Source organism: Candidatus Methanoperedens sp. (genome assembly GCA_027460525.1).
Lineage (GTDB): Archaea > Halobacteriota > Methanosarcinia > Methanosarcinales > Methanoperedenaceae > Methanoperedens.
In genome coordinates this window covers 43,986-64,430 of the sequence record JAPZAS010000032.1, presented here as the reverse complement: position 1 = coordinate 64,430, position 20,445 = coordinate 43,986, and the positions used below count along the sequence as shown (strand labels likewise).

At 45.0% G+C, this 20,445-nt stretch carries 23 protein-coding genes and 1 riboswitch; of the genes, 7 read left to right on the top strand and 16 right to left on the bottom strand.

Going from position 1 to position 20,445, the window contains the following annotated elements; genetic code table 11:
- Positions 1–3: 3 nt before the first annotated feature.
- From O8C68_11280 to O8C68_11235, 10 genes are all read right to left on the bottom strand, one after another.
- Entirely contained in the window at positions 4–1,599 is a 1,596-nt protein-coding gene (locus O8C68_11280; protein MCZ7396374.1) for a type II/IV secretion system ATPase subunit, read from the bottom strand.
- A gap of 6 nt (positions 1,600–1,605) precedes the next feature.
- Complete coding sequence (locus O8C68_11275) at positions 1,606–3,219, bottom strand: type II/IV secretion system ATPase subunit (protein MCZ7396373.1); 1,614 nt, start codon at positions 3,217–3,219, stop codon at positions 1,606–1,608.
- A gap of 5 nt (positions 3,220–3,224) precedes the next feature.
- On the bottom strand, positions 3,225–3,923 hold the full coding sequence (locus O8C68_11270; protein MCZ7396372.1) for an ATPase: 699 nt from the start codon (positions 3,921–3,923) through the stop codon (positions 3,225–3,227).
- Between the two features lie 5 nt (positions 3,924–3,928).
- A complete protein-coding gene (locus tag O8C68_11265; GenBank protein MCZ7396371.1) occupies positions 3,929–4,393 on the bottom strand; it encodes a flagellar protein G in 465 nt (154 codons plus the stop codon).
- A 9-nt stretch (positions 4,394–4,402) separates the two neighbouring features.
- A complete protein-coding gene (locus O8C68_11260) occupies positions 4,403–5,323 on the bottom strand; it encodes a hypothetical protein (protein MCZ7396370.1) in 921 nt (306 codons plus the stop codon).
- An 8-nt stretch (positions 5,324–5,331) separates the two neighbouring features.
- Positions 5,332–6,384 (bottom strand): hypothetical protein, encoded by a 1,053-nt coding sequence (locus O8C68_11255; GenBank protein MCZ7396369.1) that lies wholly within the window; start codon positions 6,382–6,384, stop codon positions 5,332–5,334.
- A gap of 148 nt (positions 6,385–6,532) precedes the next feature.
- Positions 6,533–7,582 (bottom strand): hypothetical protein, encoded by a 1,050-nt coding sequence (locus O8C68_11250; GenBank protein MCZ7396368.1) that lies wholly within the window; start codon positions 7,580–7,582, stop codon positions 6,533–6,535.
- 91 nt (positions 7,583–7,673) lie between these two features.
- Complete coding sequence (locus O8C68_11245; protein MCZ7396367.1) at positions 7,674–8,267, bottom strand: hypothetical protein; 594 nt, start codon at positions 8,265–8,267, stop codon at positions 7,674–7,676.
- A gap of 149 nt (positions 8,268–8,416) precedes the next feature.
- Positions 8,417–8,779 (bottom strand): hypothetical protein, encoded by a 363-nt coding sequence (locus tag O8C68_11240; GenBank protein MCZ7396366.1) that lies wholly within the window; start codon positions 8,777–8,779, stop codon positions 8,417–8,419.
- A gap of 6 nt (positions 8,780–8,785) precedes the next feature.
- Positions 8,786–9,562: a hypothetical protein gene (locus O8C68_11235; GenBank protein MCZ7396365.1), complete on the bottom strand. Its 777-nt coding sequence runs from the start codon at positions 9,560–9,562 to the stop codon at positions 8,786–8,788.
- A 152-nt stretch (positions 9,563–9,714) separates the two neighbouring features.
- Here O8C68_11235 and O8C68_11230 point away from each other — a divergent pair, with 152 nt between their 5' ends.
- The 5 genes from O8C68_11230 to carA are packed head-to-tail and all read left to right on the top strand — an operon-like array spanning position 9,715 to position 15,657.
- Positions 9,715–10,764, top strand: a complete 1,050-nt coding sequence (locus tag O8C68_11230; GenBank protein ID MCZ7396364.1) for a M42 family metallopeptidase — start codon at positions 9,715–9,717, stop codon at positions 10,762–10,764.
- Between the two features lie 46 nt (positions 10,765–10,810).
- Positions 10,811–12,307 (top strand): 2-isopropylmalate synthase, encoded by a 1,497-nt coding sequence (locus O8C68_11225; GenBank protein ID MCZ7396363.1) that lies wholly within the window; start codon positions 10,811–10,813, stop codon positions 12,305–12,307.
- A 39-nt stretch (positions 12,308–12,346) separates the two neighbouring features.
- A complete protein-coding gene (locus tag O8C68_11220; protein MCZ7396362.1) occupies positions 12,347–14,026 on the top strand; it encodes an acetolactate synthase large subunit in 1,680 nt (559 codons plus the stop codon).
- A gap of 6 nt (positions 14,027–14,032) precedes the next feature.
- A complete protein-coding gene (gene ilvN, locus O8C68_11215; GenBank protein ID MCZ7396361.1) occupies positions 14,033–14,533 on the top strand; it encodes an acetolactate synthase small subunit in 501 nt (166 codons plus the stop codon).
- Positions 14,534–14,559: 26 nt separating this feature from the next.
- The gene (carA, locus tag O8C68_11210; GenBank protein MCZ7396360.1) at positions 14,560–15,657 is read left to right on the top strand and encodes a glutamine-hydrolyzing carbamoyl-phosphate synthase small subunit; all 1,098 of its coding nucleotides are present in this window, start codon (positions 14,560–14,562) and stop codon (positions 15,655–15,657) included.
- Between the two features lie 41 nt (positions 15,658–15,698).
- Here the strand turns inward: carA and O8C68_11205 are convergent, their stop codons facing one another.
- On the bottom strand, positions 15,699–15,962 hold the full coding sequence (locus tag O8C68_11205; protein MCZ7396359.1) for a type II toxin-antitoxin system RelE/ParE family toxin: 264 nt from the start codon (positions 15,960–15,962) through the stop codon (positions 15,699–15,701).
- Between the two features lie 2 nt (positions 15,963–15,964).
- On the bottom strand, positions 15,965–16,189 hold the full coding sequence (locus O8C68_11200; GenBank protein MCZ7396358.1) for a hypothetical protein: 225 nt from the start codon (positions 16,187–16,189) through the stop codon (positions 15,965–15,967).
- 176 nt (positions 16,190–16,365) lie between these two features.
- On the opposite strand from O8C68_11200, the gene O8C68_11195 reads away from it, so the two are divergent.
- Positions 16,366–16,566, top strand: coding sequence for a type II toxin-antitoxin system HicB family antitoxin (locus O8C68_11195; GenBank protein ID MCZ7396357.1), 201 nt, complete (start codon positions 16,366–16,368; stop codon positions 16,564–16,566).
- Here the strand turns inward: O8C68_11195 and O8C68_11190 are convergent.
- The 3 genes from O8C68_11190 to O8C68_11180 all read right to left on the bottom strand — a co-directional run bounded on the left by O8C68_11190 (position 16,547) and on the right by O8C68_11180 (position 18,042).
- Complete coding sequence (locus O8C68_11190) at positions 16,547–17,101, bottom strand: type 1 glutamine amidotransferase (GenBank protein MCZ7396356.1); 555 nt, start codon at positions 17,099–17,101, stop codon at positions 16,547–16,549. The two genes, O8C68_11195 and O8C68_11190, sit on opposite strands and share 20 nt — an antisense overlap.
- Before the next feature lie 123 nt (positions 17,102–17,224).
- Positions 17,225–17,722, bottom strand: a complete 498-nt coding sequence (locus O8C68_11185; protein MCZ7396355.1) for a chorismate pyruvate-lyase family protein — start codon at positions 17,720–17,722, stop codon at positions 17,225–17,227.
- Positions 17,722–18,042 (bottom strand): DUF5611 family protein, encoded by a 321-nt coding sequence (locus tag O8C68_11180; protein ID MCZ7396354.1) that lies wholly within the window; start codon positions 18,040–18,042, stop codon positions 17,722–17,724. The genes O8C68_11185 and O8C68_11180 overlap by 1 nt, the downstream gene beginning before the upstream one ends.
- A gap of 96 nt (positions 18,043–18,138) precedes the next feature.
- A riboswitch (Fluoride riboswitch) is annotated at positions 18,139–18,199 on the top strand.
- 16 nt (positions 18,200–18,215) lie between these two features.
- On the opposite strand from O8C68_11180, the gene O8C68_11175 reads away from it, so the two are divergent.
- Positions 18,216–19,391, top strand: coding sequence for a cation:proton antiporter (locus O8C68_11175; GenBank protein ID MCZ7396353.1), 1,176 nt, complete (start codon positions 18,216–18,218; stop codon positions 19,389–19,391).
- Between the two features lie 18 nt (positions 19,392–19,409).
- On the opposite strand, the gene O8C68_11170 is transcribed toward O8C68_11175, so the two are convergent.
- Positions 19,410–20,390 (bottom strand): hypothetical protein, encoded by a 981-nt coding sequence (locus tag O8C68_11170; GenBank protein MCZ7396352.1) that lies wholly within the window; start codon positions 20,388–20,390, stop codon positions 19,410–19,412.
- Positions 20,391–20,445: the final 55 nt, after the last annotated feature.

Here is a 20,445-nt window from a genome sequence, read left to right as displayed (position 1 = left end):
CACCTATAGTACAAAAGGAAGCCCATCAACTCCGTTTCTTTCGAAAGCCCATATTATATCTTTTACTTTATAATAATCAGTTATGTTCAGCTCTGCCATTTTTTCAAGCACTTTTGCCCTGATTTCAAGCACTTTGTAAATCTTTTTTTTATCAGTATATCCAAGTTTTTGAGCCACGAGATTTTCAAGGATGTAGCTGTTGTTCAATCCCCTGAAATGATGCTTATCATGGATAGGGTCGTACTGGAAAACCGCTCTTGTTACAACGCCCTTTGATTCTTCCTGATACCCTTCTATTTCCTCAACCGAGATGCATCTGCGCAGAAACACGCCCTGCCTGTAAACTGCCTGCAGGATTAGCACCACGTTCAGGTTATCGATGAAAGTAACAGGCACCTTAATGGGGTCGCCTGTAATTCTCTGGATGAGTTTCTTTACAGACGAGGCGTGGAATGTTGCCATGACAGAATTACCAGCCTGCATCGCCTGGAATGCCACCGCTCCCTCTACGCCCCTGATTTCACCTACGATTACGTAAGTAGGACGCGACCGAAGAGCCAGCTTCAGCAGCGAGAACATATCCACCTGCGAATTTTTCGGACCTGTCTCACGGGTAATCATCTGCTGCCACACTGCCTGCGGGGAAATGACCTCGGCTGTGTCCTCGACGCTGTATATTTTGCCCTTTGAATCTATAAAGGGCAGTATGGAATTAAGTGCCGTTGTCTTTCCACTGGCTGTCTCACCACTCACGAAGACGTTCATGCCGTTTTCAAGACAAAGCCAGAGGTAAGCCCCTATCTCTGCACTGATGCTGCCCCATTTTATGAGCTGCGTCACGCTTGTTGGAATGGCATTGAACTTTCTCATGGTAAACGAGCTGCCACGCCTGCTTACTTCGCGGCTGTAGATTATATTGATACGGGAACCGTCGGGCAAAGCGCCATCCGCGATTGGTCTGAAATCACTCACAGGTCTTCCAATGCGCTCACTCATCACCCTCATCCATTCATCAAGTTCATCATCCGACGGAAAAAAAATGTTCGTCTCCATCATGCCAAAAATTTTATGCACCACGAATATATTTTGCTTGCCTATATTATTAATATCTTCGAGATAAGGGTCGCGAATAATGGGTTCGATTATACCGTGACCTACTACATTCCTGTCGATAAAATATTTGATTTTTTTAAACTGCTCTTCTGTTAATGCAACTTTCTCCTTGTCTCTTATATTTTCTCCTATAACAGTTATTTTTTCAAGAAGCCTCCTGAAATGTTCTCTGAGTTTTTCCGAGTTTTCTGCTGCAGGTTCTTGCGGTGTTTTTTTCAGAATTATGCCTAAAATTTCTTCATATTTGCTTTTTTCGACCTCTGTCATCTCAGGTTCTATCGAATAATAAATAGCAGGGGCTTTTGGGGTTCCGTAAATATGAATGAAAATCGGGTCTCCCACAGGATAAATCGCATTAACGTTTTTCTTATCTATATCCCTTGAGAGCTGCGGAACAAACTCTGGTATCGTGCCGTTTTTTTCCTGGAATTCACGGAGGTATTTCCCAAGATGGGGATTATTTTTGACAGCCTCTTCAAGTGTCATGGTGCCTCAAACTGCAAAAGGAATCCCTTCAAGACCTTTTTCCCGGTATGCTTTCACGATTTCAAACGTCTTCATAAAATCGAATACCCCGTTTTCAACCATCGCATCAAGAATCCTTGCCCTGGTTGCAAGTTCCTCATAGATTTTTCGTTTATCCGTGTAACCCTGCCTTGCTGCAATCTTTTCTTCGAGGATATAGCTGTTATTCAATCCCCTGAAATCCTGTTTGTCGGTTGAAGGATTCCATTCGAAAACGGCTCGCGTTATCACGCCGCCGGCTTCTTCGTAGTACCCTTCAAGTTCTTCCACTGCCGTTATACGTCTTATCAGCATGCCGTTCCTGTACATGGCATGAAGTACCACGCATACGTTGAGGTTATCTATGAACGTGACCGGGACGTTTATCGGGTTGCCTATAAACCTCTGTATCATCCTTTTTACCGATGATGCATGGAACGTTGCCATAACAGGATGACCTGTCTGCATTGCCTGAAATGCCACTGCACCCTCCACGCCCCGTATCTCACCTACTATAATATAATTGGGACGCGAGCGAAGTGCTGCCTTAAGGAGGGTAAACATGTGAACCTGTGATTCCTCTGCTCCATCCTCTTTTGTGGCAAGCTGCTGCCATACATCATGCGGAGGGGTGACTTCGGTGGCATCTTCTGCGCTGTATATCTTGGCTTTGGGGTCTATGAATATGAGCGTGGCATTCAAAGCAGCCGTTTTGCCGCTGGCTGTTTCCCCGCACATAAATACGCTCATGCCATTTTCCAGACAGAGCCAGAGATATGCTGCTTCTTCGGAACTAAATGTCCCCCATTTGATGAGCTGGGTTATGGAGAGAGGGGTTTTTGTGAATTTTCGAACAGTGAATGAACTTCCACGCCTGCTTATATCGTCGCTGTAAGCGATGGCGATACGTGAACCGCTGGGGAGAGTCCCGCCTGCTATTGGATTTGCGTCGCCTATAGGTCTCCCTATACGTTCGCTCATGGTTCGCAGCCAGTTATCAAGCGATTGCTTTGAGTCAAACCGTATATTGGATGTGATATTCCCGAATGTCTTATGCACAAGCGATACCGGATTTAAGCCAACGCAGTGTATATCCTCAAGATACGGGTCACGTATTGTGGCTTCAACTGGTCCTGAATCAATAATGTCCCTTACTATAAGATAGCTGAAATCGTCGTATTCTTCTTTCGTGACCGGAATCGCAGAAACCCCGGATAATTTTTTTCCGATCGGTCCTACTTTTATTGTCTCGTCGAGAATCGTTAGTAGAATCTTTTTCAGATTCTCTTTTGAAACAGGAGTTTTATTTTTAAGCCCTTTCTCAAGGACTTTTTCAACAATAAGGTTGTATTTAGCGATTTTATCCGGCTTCAGGCGCGGTTCGATGGCAGTATATGTAATCTCCTTTCCGGATTCGCCATGGATATGTACGAATATCGGGTCTCCCACAGGGTATATTATGTTGGGCGTTTTTTCAAGCGCCATCTCTCTGGGAATCTGGATGACAAATGAAGGGATTGCTTTATTATTTCTTTGGAGTTCGTTAAGATATTCTGAAAGATGAGGGTTGCGCTTTAGTGCATCATCAAGTGTTTCGTTCATTTCCATCACGACACGGATGCGATTTCAACAACCAGACCCACGTTTGATTCAATCCTGAAACCGATCATACTTTCAACTGAAGCAGAAGCCCCGGTAAATTTATTTACTATGATCGTTCTCTTGATGCTGCTGCCGAGCGTGCTCACCTTCAAAGAAAGGTTTACGTCGCTTCCACCAGCAAATTCCGAAAGTATCTCAGGTTCCAGCTCAGAAGGGTCAATCGAGAGGATAATAGTCTTCTTTATTCCGGTCAATTTTTTGAAAAACGATATAAGTTCAAGACTTTTTTTTACATTTGCGCTGTGTTTGATGAGGGATGATATGGTGTCTATTATTATTACATCGTTATCGAAAAGTTCTTTTCCGCTTCTTAACCGTTCAATGAAATCCGTTCTTGCCGGCGTAGGACCTATCAGGGAAAGGACAGGGATGTAGAGCAGTTTCTTTTTTAACAAAAAACTGGCTACTTTGTAGTTAAGCGAATACATCTGGTTGATAAAACCCTTGGTTGTCAACTGGGTTGAAACATAGGTCACCGAGGAGCCATTCTCCATCAGCCCGTATGCAAGCCGCTGGCAGACAGTGCTTTTTCCGCTCCCGTTGCCACCTTCTATCACTATTATGGAGCCTGACGGAAAGCCTCCACCCAGTCTGCTGCACACTTCATCGCGTTTTAATTCAAAGGAACGAATACCTGCGCTCATAAATATCAAGTCGTAAAAGGGAGTGTATCGGATACGCCGTTTTGTGCAACCACGCGTACTGTATGAGATCCAGGCGATGGATATGGGCTTGGACTATATGTGTAATTCAGCCTCAGCACTTGGGTGGGGTACCAGAGGGAACTGCTTGTGTTGTCCATGATAGTCCATTTTTTTGTTGTATTTACATAATTTCCGTCAATGAACATGCTGACAGCAGTGGGATCAAGGGTATTTTTCCCTGTATTTTTTACAAAGAAACTGTAATTGTCAAGATTCGTATCGTAGGGAATCGCCGCAGGGTCATTGATTATGGTGATATCGGTCTTTAACTGGTCAGCCAGCGTCTGGCTGCTCATGCCGTAGGACGCTGTGATGGAGTGCACGTTGGTTGTTAGCACGCCGATGACACCCACGGCTACCACGATGGCGCCTATGAAGAATATCAACTGGGTTATTGCTTCGCCTGCCATTTTTCTCTCCTACTTGTTTTGACAAAGCACCTCATGGTAGGGGCCTCCTTGATCGCAGTCTAGAGCTCTGGATGGCACACCTTCATTTCCAAGTTTATCGACAGCAGTCACGTAAGCAACAGGCTCGCAAATAGGGTTAGCAAGAAAGTAAGAAGTGGAATTTGCTGGAATTTGTATAATGGCATAAGGTGTAGGTGGGCAATGTCCTGTTGTAGCGGTAGTAAATAGATACAGACGATAAAATGCGATTCCATTGGCAGAGTATGAGGCATTCCATCTGAAGGTAACATTAACACAGCAATTGACACCGCTCCAACCCTCCACGCCCGTGAAATTTATGGGGGAAGTTGGTGGAATTACTGTAATTCCATTCTCTGCTGCAACCAGTATCCTTAATTCATCCCATGGGTTTGCAAATAGATCTATCAATTCGATGCCAAAAGGCGCAGTCCCCATGTGAAAATCCCAGTCATAAGGAGTATTAATTGTAACGCCGGATACATTCAGACTCGCATTTGTCTGGGGCGCCCAGACGTTCCTTGGAGTTTTGGGAAATCCAACATAAGAACTATTATAAATTACTGTTTTGTTTGATGTATTTCTTGATATATAAATCACTGTTGGTTTCGATGAATTCAATACAATACTCCCATTATTTCTAACGGTTAAATTGAAAGAATATGGTCCTGATTTCTCCTTATTATTAGTAAAGCCTGTAACATATCGATCTTTAGCGGCATCCAAGGGGTATATACACGTCTGGACAACAGTAAGAACAGTCTGCGCTTTTCCCGTCTCCCTGGCAGCATAGTCATTCTTAGCCTGAAGCGGTGCTGTCTGGCTGTCCTTCGCAATCCCGTAATTATATGTGGTCATCATTACCGCCGACATGATAAGAAGAACCCCGAACATTGTGACTGCATATCCCATTTTATCACCTAAGATTCAAGCGCATAATCAGATATCCCGTTCTCTGTTACAACTTTTATGCGACTGATCGTGGAATTGACCGTATTACTCAAATACGGCCTTATTTCAGCGCCTATATTTACCCATGCTGCACTACTTCCCAATGCCCAATTCATATTGTAAGTTCCTGCAGCGGAGGTGCTCATCTCGCTTCCTCCCCCATTGATTTTGGTTGTATTGGCTTTGTATCTTTGAGTCTGCCCAGCACCAACGGTTAATAACGTACTTCCGTCTGTCTCCACATCTACAAGAACACTGTTTGCCACAGTGGTTGTTATACTGACGTTGGAGTTAGTTGAAGTACCTGTTGCGTTTGTGATATTTCCTATTGGTGTGACCTGGTCTACGCCTGTGTATGACCAGGCTCCCATCACCATTTGAGTGGCATTGGTTTGATTATGGGAGATGTTGTACGAGCCGCTTGGCGGGTTTACCAGATACCACAGTTCGGTGTAGTTTTTATTACTGTTATTAGCTCTCATTGCAAGTGTCAGGTCTGTATTGTTGTATTTCACGGTTGATGTGGTGCCAGGGGTATTGTTGTAGTTAAGACCCACAACCAGGAGCCTGTTGGTTCCGCTTCCTATGGCAAAGCTTGTGAGGTTTAATACTTTGGTGGAACTGTTTGATATGTTTGCTCCTGCGTTATCTAATGTTATTGCCCCGCTGGGATAAAATGAGATGTTGGTGCTATTTTCTGGAGCCAATGTATTTCCCGTCGACAGGATGTAAGAGGGAGAATATACTCCATCTATAAATATATCAAGCAGGCTTGTATTGAGCGTGGTCTTGCCTGTGTTTTGAAGTGTAATATTCAGGTAGAGATTTCCTGAGTTAGTCGTGAATGTGACGTTCGTAATAGTGATATCCGTCTGCATTTTTGTTTTTTTCATAGTATCCTGGTCATACTGCGCATTTTTTACAAGGTTTTTAGAGTAATCAACAGCCGAGTAACCGACAGTTGAAACGACCAGAAACGCAAGAAATAATAATGCCATTACAGCCGAAGTTTCCGCGCCCATGATATATGACCTTTATTATGCTCATTATGCTTATCATCATATTATAAGGTATACGTAGACTTAAAGGTTGCGATATGCAAAAATTAAGGGTTCAGGTGCAAAGCCTGCCTTATCACATCCTGTATGAAATCAAATATCCATTCATCACCTAAGATGCAATCGCATAATCCCATATACCGTTCTCTGTTACAACTTTTATGCGACCTTTCGTGGGAGTACTACACATAAATGGCTTTATCTCTGCCGCAACCTGCGCCCACCCTGAGGTGCCGCTCCAACCCATTGTTTGAGATCCTGGAGTGGTGGTGTTTTTTGTGCTTCCGCCTCCGCCGATGCCTGATGCTATATTCCATCTTTCCACCTGAGGGCTTGTTGCATTCTTTGCAGCTGTATTGTCCCGTACTACCGTATCGATAATCCAGGCATAGGCATTGGCCGTTGTTATTGAGGTGGATGCATTGCCATTTGAGCCAAAACCTGTCGCTGTTGTGGGAATCGGGGTGGTCCCGTCCACGCCTGAAAAGGATACGGCTCCTGCTGCTGCTCCTTCTGTCGTGCTAAGATTCACCACTATATTGTTCGTTCCAGCCTTAGGATTTGCCAGATACCACAATTCTGCTCTCACCGTATCACCAGTGTTCACCACAGAGTACGCTGCTCTTGTCAAAGGAACCCCGGCATAAGTAATGCTCGTGACTGAACCATTCGTCTTGTCAATATCGACCCCGACTACCAACAATGAGTGCGACAAGGACCAGACGGTGTGCGACCATGTAATCGAAGAAGCAGATCCGATTGCTGTTGATGTTGCGTTATCTAACGTTATATTTCCCACTACGGAATAAATTGAGATGTTCGTGATATTTTTTGGAACCCATGTTTTTATTGCTGCATTTAGGCAGTAAGAGGAATCGATATAGTTCCCATTAACAAAAAATTCCAGCAGACCTGTATTGAGCGTGGTCTTGCCTGTATTTTTAAGTGAAATATTCAGGTAGACATTTCCAGAGGAATTCAAGAATGAGACGTTCGTTATCTTGATATCTGTCTGCAACCAGGCATTTTTCGTGGTATCATGCACATTCTGAGCGTTTGTTACAAGATTTTGATCGGGATCAACCCATGAGTATGTGAAAGCAGATACGATCAGAAATCCCAGAAAGAACAATGCAACCACAACCGAAGTTTCCGCGCCCATAGTTCAAGTCCTCTATTATGCTTATGATTGTTATCATGATATGTACTTTAACTTAAAGGTTGCGATAAAAAAGAAAAAAATCCGATATACTTTATGGGTATATCGAATTATTACCTGCGGCAATTGCTGGAAGTGTCAATTGCAGGTTGAATGATGAGCCTTTTTCTGGGGTCAGCGTAAGTGTTATACTCGCCTTCGATGTGAGGGATAAACCTGAGACATCAGCATCGAGTCTCACTAACGCGCCAGTTCCAAGTGCCGGACTAGCTGCACCAGTATAAGAATTGATTGGAGTAATGGTAAGGTTGCTTGGATCCCTTAATGAATACACTCTGAACGTGGTTCCTGATGTTGTAGTATTGCTATAGCTATAGGGGTTTGTGCCCATTTTCATCAAAACCTTGCTCAAGTCAATCTGTGAACTACCTGCTGCAGGTCTTATTGTAACATTAATACTAGTTAATGTTCCAGCATTGGCAGCATATCCATCGACAGATTCCACATTAATATTTTCTCCAATTGCCGATGCAGCCTCCTTTGTGGTTGATGTACTCTTGGACTGCATAGTACCTGATGTCTGGATAAGCACAGCAGCCGCGACAGCCGCCACGAGCACCATTGCGATGAATATGATGAGCGTGCCGACGCCAGCCTGTGCCTCCTCACTTTTTATTAATGCCTTCATATATGTTTCCTCCTTCTTTTTATGATACTTATCATGAGTATCATACATTCTTATGAGCTTTATTATATATATAGTTAATGGTTGCAAATTCTTAACAGCCAACATAACAACATAAAAATGCTTATATAAAGAACAACTCAAACAAGGAATTAAGCCGGGATGCGTTCGATTATCTTCTCTACAGTTTTAACCTTCCTGTAATAATCGGAAGTGGACTTTATAAAATCCGCTGCCAGAAGTCCTTTATGCGTTATTATATAACCGCCGTGCCCCACCTTTATAGCCAGCCCTTCAAGCTGGAAAGTCGCTTTTAACTTGCTGCCTATGCTGCCCCGGTCAGCAATCCTGTCTGTGTATTCCCTGATCTCAGAGAACCGCGTCACCCTGTCTTCTCCGTTTTTCGCAAGAACAAGAAGTATCAACCTGTACTGGATATCCCCTGGACCTGTGGTTATCCCCATGGATTGATAGAAGTTTGCCACTTCCTTCTCGGATTCGATATCAATTTCCATAGTCCCTCACTCGTCTTCATGCTCAAAATCCAGAAGCTCGGTCTGGGATAAGCCGAGCCTGTCCTCCATGATATCCTGGTCGAAGGATAAAGGCGTGAAATATACAAAGAAACCCAGAACCACGCCTATGAATGTGAAAATCCTCGCAGCCATCTGGGTAGCTCCCGAAGGCGCTATATTATCGAGGAGCATGAAATCAAAGATCAAGGAGATGGCAACGAGGGAGAAAGCGATCTTATTCTGGAGCCTTTTTGGAATCCTCCGAAGAAGTATCAGCAGCAATAGCCCCATAATCATGCTTGTCGGCACGATAAATAATCCTGAGAGATATACATTTATCGCGATGGCGCTGTTTATCGCAAAAGTGGAACCCCATTCAGTTGTGGATGGACCGATAATCCCGAAACCGAAAAGTGCAACTAAGTAAATCCCGCCGAAAATGAGGAAAACGGTTGATACTGCAAGGCTGATGCGGGTATCACCGAGAATGATGTATATTATAAAATAAACGAGCGGGACTGTAACAAATGCAAACGGGAGCGCGCCCACATAATACAGATTTTCCGCGATTTCCGTGAAATTCCCATATGCTGCCAGAGTCCTTAAACCTGCAAATAAAAAAAACGCTCCAACAAACGACCAGAACACGATGAGGGCATTGACTGTGGGCATGCTTTCTTCTTTCTGGTTCTTTTTATTCTGGTGCAAGCTCACAGCAAAAGCAAAAGCAGCAAGTACAATAGCAAAACAAACGATTGCATTCAATAAAAGTCCGAAACTCATTTACTCATCCTTCCCTCAGTCATCAGATTTTTATATTCGCTGTTTAGTATTTATACTTTTGCAAAAAAGTAAAAACATTCAAGGGCTTACAACCAGGGAATTTTTCCAATAATTTAATTACTTCCCCTTACAATTAGAACAGGAGTGATACTATGAGTGACCTGAAAGATCTTTTGGAACGATTATCCAATGCCCACGGGGTTTCCGGATACGAGGGAAACGTCAGGCAAATTATCGAAGAAGAAGTGAGACCTTATGTTGATGAGATAAGAACAGACAAAATGGGAAACCTGATTGCCACAAAATTTGGTAACAAACCCGTGGTCATGCTCGCTGCACACATGGATGAGATCGGACTTATGGTAAAATACGTGGACGATAAGGGTTTTGCGCGCTTTACCAAGACAGGCGGATGGTTCGACCAGACGCTCCTTAACCAGAGGATGATACTGCACACAGAGAACGGCCAGGTTTACGGCGTGCTCGGCTCAAAGCCTCCTCATGCCATTAAAGAAGAGGATAAGAACAAGGTGATAAAAGCCGAGGATATGTTCCTCGACTTTGGGGCAACGAGCAAAGAGGAAGCAGACAGGATTGGCGTGAAGATCGGGACTCCCGCCACCTCTGATGCGGAGTTTAAATCGCTCGGCAACGACAGGGTCACCGGCAAAGCGTTTGACAACCGTGCGGGCTGTGCGATGCTCATCGGGGCTCTTGCAGAGATGAAGGATGTTAAAGCGACCATCCATGCCGTATTTACAGTTCAGGAAGAGGTGGGATTGAAGGGAGCAAAGACAAGTGCCTTCGGATTGAATCCCGATGTGGCACTGGCTACCGATGTCACAATAACAGGCGACCATCCGGGCATAGAAAAGAAAGAGGCATCCACCGAGATGGGAAAAGGACCTGCGGTTACTGTAAGTGATGCAGACGGGCGGGGCATCATCGTTCCCGAGCCTGTCTTGAAATGGCTTAAGGAAGCGGCAGAATCGAACGGCATCCCCTACCAGCTTGAAGTGGGAAGCGGCGGAACCACGGACGCATCGGCGATACATCTCACCAAGGAAGGAATCCCCACTGGCGTCATAAGCCCGCCATCAAGGTACATCCACACACCTGTATCAGTTATGAGTATGAGCGACCTTGAGAACGCCGTTAAACTTGTTGCAAGAGCGGTCGAAATTGTGGATAGGTTTTTCTAATAGAAAGCTTATTTAAAAAGTTCACGTGATACAATGAACAGAAGGGATGGCTTTATTTAACGATATAAAAATTCTGGATACAACGCTGAGAGACGGCGAACAGACACCTGGAGTTTCACTCACGACAGAAAACAAGTTATTGATAGCAAGGAAGCTTGATTCCCTGGGCGTGGATATTATCGAAGCTGGTTCTGCCATTACTTCTGAAGGCGAGCGCGCCTCGATTAAAAAAATAGCCGCCGAAGGCTTGAAGGCTGAAATCTGCAGCTACTGCCGTATTCGCAAAGAGGATATCGATGCAGCCATAGGCTGCGATGTTGATTCAATCCATCTTGTGGTACCTGTATCTGACCTCCACATCCAACAAAAACTGAAAAAAGACCGCGAGACTGTGCGTGCAATGGCTGTTGAAATGACAGAGTATGCAAAATCGCACGGGTTGCTCGTGGAACTGAGCGGAGAGGATGCATCCCGCGCTGACCTGGATTACCTGAAATCCGTGTACGACGCAGGAATGGACGCAGGGGCGGACAGATTGTGTTTTTGCGATACGGTGGGAATACTTGTCCCTGAAAGAAGTTATGAAATTTTCAGCGGTCTGGCTGAGCTTCGCGCCCCGATAAGCGTACACTGCCACAACGATTTCGGGATGGCTACATCCAATACTGTTGCTGCGCTGCGTGCCGGAGCCAGCGAAGCGCATGTCACCATTAACGGCATCGGCGAGCGGGCAGGAAATACCTCGCTTGAAGAAGTGGTGATGGTGCTTTATTCATTGTATAAGCATAAAACAAAAATCGATATAAAGGGTCTGTACACCACGTCAAGACTGGTGAGCAGGTTAAGCGGCATCCCCGTAGCTCCCAACAAGGCAATCGTAGGCGGGAATGCCTTTACCCATGAGGCGGGCATCCATGTTCACGGGCTTCTTGCAAACACCGCAACCTACGAGCCCATCACACCCGAACTTGTGGGAAGAGAGAGAAGAATCGTGCTCGGCAAGCATGCAGGCAGGAGCTCTGTCGTGCTTGCATTGAAGGAGCTGGGACTTGCTGCCAGCGAAAAGCAGATCGACGATATAGTTACGAGAATAAAAGAACTCGGCGATAAAGGAAAACGGGTAACCGACGCCGACCTTCAGGCTATTGCAGAAACGGTTTTAGGGATATACCAGGAAGCCAAGGTCAAGCTTGAGGAGCTCACAGTAGTAGCTGGCAATACCGTGATGCCCACAGCTTCCATCCGGCTAAAGGTCAATGGAAACCATGTAGTCGAGGCAGGCGTTGGAACAGGCCCTGTGGATGCAGCCATCAACGCATTGAAAAAAGCCGTATCGGGTGTGGCTGACATCCAGCTTGATGAGTACCATGTGGATGCGATAACGGGCGGGACTGATGCGTTAGTCGAGGTCTGGGTAAAGCTCAGTAAAGGCGGAAGGACAATAACAGCCCGCGGCGCTCGAACAGACATCATAATGGCTTCGGTTGAGGCAGTGCTTGAGGGAATAAACCGGCTGGTACAGGAAAAGAACAGGAATTCTTAGGAAATATTTATACAATATTAATCTGTGGTAGGAGATTAAATGACAAAAACAAAAATGTCGGGCGCAAAGGCGGTCATCGAATCACTTTACAAAGAGAACGTAGAGGTTATCTTCGGCTATCCCGGCGGTCAGGTGCTGCCCCTGTATGATGAACTCTATGATGCAAATATAAGACACATTCTTGTAAGGCATGAACAGGCAGCTGCGCATGCTGCAGACGGATATGCAAGGGCTACAGGCAAAGCGGGTGTATGCCTTGCCACCTCAGGACCCGGAGCCACGAACCTTGTTACAGGGATTGCAACGGCTTACATGGATTCGATACCTGTAATAGCCTTGACAGGGCAGGTACCGAGACCTCTTATAGGCAATGATGCATTCCAGGAAGCCAATATCACGGGAATAACCCTTCCCATAACAAAGCACAATTACCTTGTCCAGGACACAAAGGATATCCCGAGAATATTCAAGGAAGCTTTTTATATAGCACAGACCGGGCGCCCGGGTCCGGTGCTGATAGATCTGCCCAAGGACACCCAGACAGAAATAATAGAATTCGAATACCCGCAGGAGGTAAAACTGCGCGGGTATAAGCCAACCTATGCGGGAAATGAGCTGCAGATCAAGAAAGCAGCCTCCCTTATCCTGAAGTCCGAAAAGCCCATTTTCTACGTGGGCGGAGGCATTATTTTCTCGAATGCAACAGAAGAGCTTCGTGCTCTGGCGGAAGGTATCATGGCGCCTGTCACCACGACTCTCATGGGCATGAGCGCCTTTCCAACCTCTCATCCGTTGTCGGTCGGGATGCTTGGCATGCACGGCACGCGGTATGCCAACTATGCAATCCAGGAATCGGATTTGATTATAGCCGTCGGTGTCCGCTTTGATGACCGTGTTACAGGTAAGATCTCTGCCTTTGCTCCCAGTGCAAAGATAATCCACATAGATATTGACCCGGCAGAGATAGGAAAGAATGTCCGCGTTGACATACCGATAGTTGGAGATGCGAAGAATATACTGAAAGCCCTTCTCAAGTATGTAAAGCAGGAGCAGGTTAAAACTGAAGCATGGAATAAAAAGATAGCGAAATGGAAAAAGGAATATCCACTCACGTATAAGAAGGATAATCGCCTGCGCCCGCAGTTTGTGGTCGAACAGATAAGCGAGATATGTCCTGATGCGATAATAGTCACTGAAGTCGGGCAGAACCAGATGTGGGCAGCCCAGTTCTTTAATTTCAAGAACCCGCGCACCTTCATATCGAGCGGCGGCCTTGGAACGATGGGCTACGGGTTCCCTGCTTCCATGGGCGCAAAGGTGGGAAAGCCTGAATCCACGGTTATAGACATAGCCGGGGACGGCTCTTTCCAGATGAACTCACAGGAACTGGCGACAGTTGTCCAAAACGACATCCCGGTAATCGTGGCAATCCTGAACAACGGCTTCCTGGGAATGGTGAGGCAGTGGCAGGAATTGTTCTTCAACAGGCGCTACTCGGCAACGAGTCTTGAGAAGAGCGTTGACTTTGTCAAACTGGCGCAAGCCTATGGGGCATTGGGACTGCGTGCGACAAAGAAAAGCGAAGTGAAAGATGTCATCGTAGAAGCCGTGAAATCAGAACGCCCGACGATCATCGATTTCGTGGTCGAGAGGGAGGAAAATGTCGCACCCATGGTTCCTGCCGGTGCAGCCATCAACGAAATACTTGACCTGGAGTGAGAAGGAATGAAACATACAGTGGCAATACTCGTGGAAAACAAACCCGGCGTCCTCACGAGGGTGGCGGGTTTATTCTCACGCCGAGGTTTTAACATCGAAAGCCTTGCAGTAGGCGTCACAGAGAATCCTGATACCTCTCGCATGACGATAGTCGTAACAGGCGACGACCGCGTCCTTGAGCAGGTGATGAAGCAGCTAAACAAGCTCATCGATGTAATCAGGGTCAGCGACATTCCGCCAGAGGAATCGGTGAACAGGGAACTTGCGCTAATTAAGGTTGGTGTGGATTCCGGAACGCGTGCGGAAGTGATGCAGATAGTGGATGTGTTCAGGGCAAAAATCGTGGACGTAGGCATAAAATCGCTTGTAGTCGAGGTGACGGGCGATGAGAGCAAGATAAATGCCATGGAGCAATTGCTTCGCCAGTTCGGGATAAAAGAGATGGTAAGAACGGGAAAGATTGCGATGAACCGCGGCGCAAAGGCTGTGCAGGTGGAGAAGCGGTAATCAAGGAGAAACGTCAGCAGGAGAGCATGAAAGCGGTACTCGGGCTTGAGGATGGAACTTTCGTAAAAGGAGACGGTCTTGGAGTGGAGGGAATTGTCCAGGGCGAGCTTGTTTTTACAACGCAGTACACAGGCTACGAGGAGGCTCTCACAGACCCCTCGTATAAGGGTCAGATACTGATGTTCACCTATCCTCTCATAGGCAACTACGGCATAAGCGGCGAGACCTTCCAGTCTGATAACATGCAGGCGGAAGGGCTGGTGGTGAGAGAAGCATGCGACCATCCTTCACATCATAAATCCAGACGCAGCATCTATGAGTTCTTAAAAGACGAGGGCAAATCAGGCATCATGGGAATAGATACGAGGATGCTCACAATAAAAACAAGGGAGCACGGCACTATGAAAGCCGCTATTATTGTCGGGGACGATGACGGCGAGGAAGCTGTAAGACTTGCAAGGGAGCAGCCAGATATAGGAGGACTTGACCTGATCAGCAGGGTCACATGCAAAGAGCCGTACCAGGTAAAAGGGTATGAAGGCGGGGGCAATATCGTGCTCATGGATTTCGGTGCGAAGAGAAACATCATCAAGAGCCTGAATAACCGGGGAATCAATGTCATGGTTGTTCCTGCCAATACAAAGTTAAAAGATATCATGAATTACGAGCCAGATGCCCTGCTGCTCTCCAATGGTCCAGGAGACCCTCAGCAGGCGACAAACGGCATCTCGGTCGTAAAAGAGCTTGCTGGGGAGCTTCCTATCTTCGGCATCTGCCTTGGTCACCAGATTATTTCTCTCGCCCTCGGCGGCGAAACCTACAAGATGAAATTCGGTCACCGCGGAGCCAACCAGCCTGTAAAAGACCGCAAAAGGGGTATAGTTTACATCACATCGCAGAACCACGGCTATGCGGTGGATGAGAGCAGCATGGATGGAAAAGAGGTATCTATCACGCAATTAAACGCCAATGACGGCACAGTAGAGGGGTTTGAGCATAAAAATCTGGATATAGTATCGGTGCAGTATCACCCTGAAGCGCATCCCGGACCTCTTGATACCGAGAAGATGTTCTTTGACAGGGTGGCTGAGATAACAAGAAAGATGAAGGTGCTGGTTAAATAAAGCCTGCTTCTACTGCTTCGATTTGCTTAGGTCGGGCAGTTTTATCGATATGCCTTATCGTGATGCTCAAACTCAAGGAAAGTTACAATCTCGTTTTTCTTATCAATCGAATAAAAAAGAACAAATGAACCAACATGAATTCTCCGTTTACCTTTTAACACGTTTCGGAGTGGTTTGCCCAGTTCGGGATTTTTGCTTGTCTCGATTATTTTGTGGATTAGCCTCTGATAAAGAGAATTATCCTTCTTTTTGAGTTTATCCAGTTTTGTCTCTAAGGCAGTCTCAATTTGGATGGTATACGGCATGATCAAAGAAACTTTTTTTCAAATTCTTCAGGGGTGTATTTTGAAAATTTACCTTCTTTCACCCTTTGCTCGGCTTCTTCAACCTTTTTTATAAATTCTTTGCGAATTTTTTCTTCAGGAGGATAAAACTCATCTCGAATTATATCCAGAACCTCTGTCAGAATCTCCTGCCGTAGCTCCATTTTCAATTCTGATTTTAATTCATCCAGATTTGCAACAGCATCCATGAGAGTAAATAGAATCTCATGGATTTTAAAGATTTGTATTGATAGGCGTTAGGTGCACCCATTAGGATAATTAAAACCAAAATAACAATTGAATCATGGCATGGGTATGCTCTAATGATGACTGATGTAATTCTTAAATACCTGCCTGTCTAATTAGACTCATAAGGAGATATCAGATGGAAAAATATACTCTTCCTGTAGTAATAGAAAAAGATGAATTCGGCTATTTTGCAATGTGCCCGGCTTTACAGGGCTGCTACTCCCAGGGGGATACCTATGAGGAAGCACTTGAAAATATAAAAGACGCCATCCACCTGCACATAGAAGATATTATCGAAAGCGGAGAGTCCATTACTGCTATTTCTCGACCTTTTTAACCATCCTCATTACCTCTCGCATAAACGCGGGCAGGTCCATCGGCCAGCGCGAGGTGACGAGATTGCCATCAACGACCACCTCTTTATCCTCCCAAATTCCGCCTGCCTCCTGTATCTCCTCGGGCACACCATCATGCCAATAAGAAGTAAGGTGCCTCCCTTTCACAAGGCCTGCCGACACAAGAGTATAGGGGCCATGACAGATAGAGGCGATGGGTTTATTTTTGGCAAAGAATGATTTGGCTATCTCCTGCGCTTTTTTGATCTTGCGCACGGTTGCCGGCGCTCCATTCGCCGCTCCGCCCGGAATGATAAGAAGATCGTATTCGCCGGAATCAACTTCTTCAATAGTTTTGTCGGGTTTTAAAACGTAGCCGTTTTCACCGCTTATCTCCTTCATGCCGGGTGCGGCGATGTCCACCTGCCATCCTTCCTCCAGCAAGCGGAAAACAGGGAAGAAGACTTCCATATCCTCAAACTTATCAGCAGTGAGTACAACAGCTTTGCGGTTCGATTTATTGTTAGGAAGTTGCATAAGTTTCTCCTTAATTCTTGTTAAGCCTCTTGAATTTATATATTTTTAGCTTGGTTGATTTGGTGCTGGTTTCTAACAGCCCTCTCAAATCATATTTTGCGCCTGGAACTGCATGGTTATTATTCACATCTTCCACCTCTCATCCACAGGAAAGCACTCATTAATCCACATAAGCACCTTATTCTCATAGATTATCCTGTACTCCCTTGAAAGCACAGGAACCTTCCCGAAAAAATCCTGCCGCACAATTTTGATGTTCAGTATATCACGCCTTGTCTCAAGTTTGTGCTCCCGCAGAATCCTTCCTATCGGGATATCGGCTTTCATAAGATCATCCCTTACCGCCTGCGGCATTCTTTTAACAGGCGCCAGGGATTTTGCCAGAACGTAAATAGTCCCTCCGGCATCCAGTGTCACAAGGCGGCTGTTAACCTCCTCCCCGACATCAATATCAAAAAGCTTTGCGATATCATGCGTTGCTTTTATAAGACTCTGCTCAAGCGTTTTGACTTCTACCGTTTTCCCTGTGAGCACCTCAAGAAGCTGCGTGACCGAGCCGTCCGTACCCGCACATATCCGCAGGCATGCGGGAACATCAGGTCTTTTAATGACATCCCACATTATCCCTGCACTTCTTTCTTGGCTTTTGCGAGGCGTTCCTTGGCAGTGTAACCTGTTGCATCTTCAAGAAAGACCCTGTAGCGCTTATTGGTGTCGAGAATAACATCGTCTTTAACGTCTTCGTTATATTCTGTTTCCACGCACAGCTTTTTATTATCAACCCAGACAGTTAACCGTTTAAAAGCGCCGTAATTTATTGTACATTTCCCGTTCTCTTCCTTTAATTGCGCTGGAAAATTTTTCTCAAGCTCTGCCCTGATTCGCCCTGCATCCTGCGAAAAACCTCGTTTAAATGAATACTCCTGAATAATTATCACCATCCATTACAGGTTCACATAAGATTAAAAGATTACTGAAAATGTTATACCCCAACTGAAAAGCTTAATTACCTGTAATACATTTAAAGCTGCTGTTTCACAGAAACAGGCGATGGAGTTCGCCTTTAACCGCTTGATAGCTGATAACTCCTACCAGAGCTGAAAGGAGACAGAATATGAGAGCGGACATAATTTTGGTAGCAGGCGTACTGGTTTTCATCTCAAGTTTAATTTCCTTGAGAGTCGGGCTATCGGTAGCAATAATTGAAATTATTTTGGGTGCTATTGCCGGGAATTTCGGGGTTCAACCTGACGATTGGATGCTGTATTTAGCAAGTTTTGGCGGAATCCTCCTGACTTTTCTTGCAGGAACCGAGATTGATACAAAGTTGATGAAAGAAAAATTTAAAGAGAGTTTTCTTATAGGTACATTCTCTTTTTTGCTGCCTTTTGTCGTTGTTTTTATGTATACTTATTACGTGGCGGGCTGGAATTTCCAGGCATCCCTAATTGCGGGAACTGCACTATCCACAACATCTCTTGCCGTTGTATATTCAGTTCTTGTAGAAACGGGATTATCAAAAACTGAAATTGGCAAATTAATTATGGCATCTACATTTATTACCGATATGGGAACTGCGATTGCATTAAGCATTTTATTCGTCAAGCCTACGCTTTATACAGTCATTTTTGTTTTGGTTTCATTATGTGTTATTTACTTTGCAGGAAAATTTTCACACCATGTTTTCCATAATCCAAAGTTGAAGAACAAAGTGATTGAACCAGAAATAAAGTATATATTCCTGATGCTGTTTATTTTTATGTATTTCGCAAATTTGGGAGAGGGACAAGCCGTCCTGCCGGCATTCGTATTAGGGCTATTAATGTCAAAACATTTTATCGAGACCTCTGAGACAAAAGAGCTCAGAAATAGATTGAGAACTGTCGCTTACGCCGTTATTACTCCCATATTTTTTATTGTCGGAGGTTTGAAGGTTTCATTTCCTTTGATTTTATCCGCACTTGGGCTTTTTGTCATTCTTTTTGCCCTCAAAATAGTGGCTAAATTTCTCGGCGTTTACTTCCTTGCAAGAAAATATATTCCTGATGGGAGTGTGTACACTACACTCTTAATGAGCACAGGATTGACTTTTGGGACAATAGCAAGTGTTTTTGGTTTAACTTCTGGATTTATAGATCAGGTGCAGTATTCGGTTTTGATTGGGGCTGTAATAGCCAGCGCAGTAATCCCGACATTCATAGCACAGAAATGGTTTATGCCAGTTCACTCCGAGGATGTAGTAGATTTAAACAACGGGAACACAAAGTATGAGAGAGCAGAGCAAAATTAGATTCAATACAGGATTTGGTCAGACCATTTCCGCATCGTTATAGAGCTTTACAGCCATTATATGACCATCATACCCGTTTATCTCTATTACCTCGCGCTTGCCTTTTATCTCCCATACAGGAATATGTATGAGATCCATTTTCAGGTTTATATTCTCCGGATCTGGAGAAATTATCTTGTTTTCAAAAACTATCGTATCGCCTATCATCTCGTTCAGCCTTACTTCTTTTAAATGTTCCCTGATAATGGAGTTCAGGGCTTTACTCACCGCATCCTTTTTCTGCACCAGAGGCTGCCTTATCTCGTAATTCTGGGTGGGTATGAAGGTGTTGTCCTGGATTTCCTTGTATTTGGTAAAAGAATTTTCTCCAGTAATAGCGTGGATATTCCCCTCTCCTTCGCCAGAAAGCTCAATAGCCTTTGATTTGAACTTTTTCTGGATATTAAAAGAATAACTATAATGCCAGATAGGGATGAATTTCAATGCCTGGCTTTTTGCGGTACCGACTTTCGCCTCGGCTATGGATAAAGCATCTGATTTCCCTATATTGATCGGAACAGAACGCAAGAGTATCCTGATGGTTTTTTCATATTCCTGCTTCGAAGCCTGGACTTCTGCCGGAACTTCCATAGTTGGAAGTTCAATCTTCTCTTTGAGCGGTATTTTTTCCCCATGTCCCATGCCTCCAAGGACAGCCCTGCCTATCTGGGATTCAAGCTCGCCTCTGTCCCAGAGCGTAAGCCCATCCTCGAGAGCAGCAGCGCGTGTCTTATCGTCAAAGGATTCCGAGATCAGGATTCCTTTACCCCTGTACCGTTGCACGATGTTGGAAAAATATCTGGTGCTGTTGAAATTCGGGTCGTTTTCAAATTTTATCAGAAGGCGCTCCGTATCCTTTTCGGCAAGAAGGTCGCAGATGTCAGAAGAACTCGTGATGTAGCCGTAGTGCGAAAAAATATTTCTTACAATATCAACTACTGCCTGCTTAGCCATGTACATAATTCCTCTTGCCTGACTGAAATACTTATCTTATCTTTTTGATAAACCCAAAGAT

Coding starts and splice junctions, on each gene's coding strand:
- O8C68_11280 (MCZ7396374.1), bottom strand. CDS start 1,599: ATGACACTTGAAGAGGCTGTCAAAAATAATCCCCATCTTGGGAAATAC.
- O8C68_11275 (MCZ7396373.1), bottom strand. CDS start 3,219: ATGAACGAAACACTTGATGATGCACTAAAGCGCAACCCTCATCTTTCA.
- O8C68_11270 (MCZ7396372.1), bottom strand. CDS start 3,923: ATGAGCGCAGGTATTCGTTCCTTTGAATTAAAACGCGATGAAGTGTGC.
- O8C68_11265 (MCZ7396371.1), bottom strand. CDS start 4,393: ATGGCAGGCGAAGCAATAACCCAGTTGATATTCTTCATAGGCGCCATC.
- O8C68_11260 (MCZ7396370.1), bottom strand. CDS start 5,323: ATGGGATATGCAGTCACAATGTTCGGGGTTCTTCTTATCATGTCGGCG.
- O8C68_11255 (MCZ7396369.1), bottom strand. CDS start 6,384: ATGGGCGCGGAAACTTCGGCTGTAATGGCATTATTATTTCTTGCGTTT.
- O8C68_11250 (MCZ7396368.1), bottom strand. CDS start 7,582: ATGGGCGCGGAAACTTCGGTTGTGGTTGCATTGTTCTTTCTGGGATTT.
- O8C68_11245 (MCZ7396367.1), bottom strand. CDS start 8,267: ATGAAGGCATTAATAAAAAGTGAGGAGGCACAGGCTGGCGTCGGCACG.
- O8C68_11240 (MCZ7396366.1), bottom strand. CDS start 8,779: ATGGAAATTGATATCGAATCCGAGAAGGAAGTGGCAAACTTCTATCAA.
- O8C68_11235 (MCZ7396365.1), bottom strand. CDS start 9,562: ATGAGTTTCGGACTTTTATTGAATGCAATCGTTTGTTTTGCTATTGTA.
- O8C68_11230 (MCZ7396364.1), top strand. CDS start 9,715: ATGAGTGACCTGAAAGATCTTTTGGAACGATTATCCAATGCCCACGGG.
- O8C68_11225 (MCZ7396363.1), top strand. CDS start 10,811: ATGGCTTTATTTAACGATATAAAAATTCTGGATACAACGCTGAGAGAC.
- O8C68_11220 (MCZ7396362.1), top strand. CDS start 12,347: ATGACAAAAACAAAAATGTCGGGCGCAAAGGCGGTCATCGAATCACTT.
- ilvN (MCZ7396361.1), top strand. CDS start 14,033: ATGAAACATACAGTGGCAATACTCGTGGAAAACAAACCCGGCGTCCTC.
- carA (MCZ7396360.1), top strand. CDS start 14,560: ATGAAAGCGGTACTCGGGCTTGAGGATGGAACTTTCGTAAAAGGAGAC.
- O8C68_11205 (MCZ7396359.1), bottom strand. CDS start 15,962: ATGCCGTATACCATCCAAATTGAGACTGCCTTAGAGACAAAACTGGAT.
- O8C68_11200 (MCZ7396358.1), bottom strand. CDS start 16,189: ATGGATGCTGTTGCAAATCTGGATGAATTAAAATCAGAATTGAAAATG.
- O8C68_11195 (MCZ7396357.1), top strand. CDS start 16,366: ATGGAAAAATATACTCTTCCTGTAGTAATAGAAAAAGATGAATTCGGC.
- O8C68_11190 (MCZ7396356.1), bottom strand. CDS start 17,101: ATGCAACTTCCTAACAATAAATCGAACCGCAAAGCTGTTGTACTCACT.
- O8C68_11185 (MCZ7396355.1), bottom strand. CDS start 17,722: ATGTGGGATGTCATTAAAAGACCTGATGTTCCCGCATGCCTGCGGATA.
- O8C68_11180 (MCZ7396354.1), bottom strand. CDS start 18,042: ATGGTGATAATTATTCAGGAGTATTCATTTAAACGAGGTTTTTCGCAG.
- O8C68_11175 (MCZ7396353.1), top strand. CDS start 18,216: ATGAGAGCGGACATAATTTTGGTAGCAGGCGTACTGGTTTTCATCTCA.
- O8C68_11170 (MCZ7396352.1), bottom strand. CDS start 20,390: ATGTACATGGCTAAGCAGGCAGTAGTTGATATTGTAAGAAATATTTTT.